The sequence below is a fragment of the Mesorhizobium sp. M7A.F.Ca.CA.001.10.2.1 genome (genome assembly GCF_003998575.1).
In the GTDB taxonomy this organism is placed as follows: domain Bacteria; phylum Pseudomonadota; class Alphaproteobacteria; order Rhizobiales; family Rhizobiaceae; genus Mesorhizobium.
Window position 1 is genome coordinate 1 of sequence record NZ_RZQY01001298.1, and the last position, 544, is coordinate 544.

The 544-nt window shown below is 61.4% G+C and carries 1 protein-coding gene; it reads left to right on the forward strand.

Going from position 1 to position 544, the window contains the following annotated elements:
- Positions 1-544: glutaminase (locus tag EN964_RS36755; protein WP_245490765.1), on the forward strand; the 544-nt coding region annotated here is incomplete at both ends.

A 544-nucleotide genomic window follows, 5' to 3' on the forward strand; every position in this document is an offset into this window, starting at 1 on the left:
CGAAATGGCCGATCGCACCGATCGCGGTGATGTCGCTTCTTACATTCCGCAGTTGGGTAAGGTCGATCCGAAGAAATTCGGCATCGCAGCGGTTACCAATGACGGGCGCGTGCTGACGGCGGGGGACGCCGACCAGGCCTTTTCCATCCAGAGCATCTCGAAAGTGTTCACCCTCACACTGGCGCTCGGCAATGTCGGCGACGCGCTGTGGCAGCGGGTCGGCCGCGAACCGTCAGGCAATCCATTCAACTCGATTGTGCAGCTCGAGCATGAGAACGGCATTCCGCGCAACCCGTTCATCAATGCCGGCGCCATCGTCATTTCCGACATCCTGCTTGCGGGCCACCAGCCGCGCGAGGCGATCGGCGAGATCCTGCGCTTCATCCAGTTCCTCGCCGACGACGAGACGATCATCATCGATCGCGAGGTGGCGGCGTCCGAGCGCGCCACCGGCTACCGCAACTTCGCGCTTGCCAATTATATGAAATCCTTTGGCAATCTCCACCATGCGCCGGAACTGGCGCTGGGCGTCTACTTCCACCAC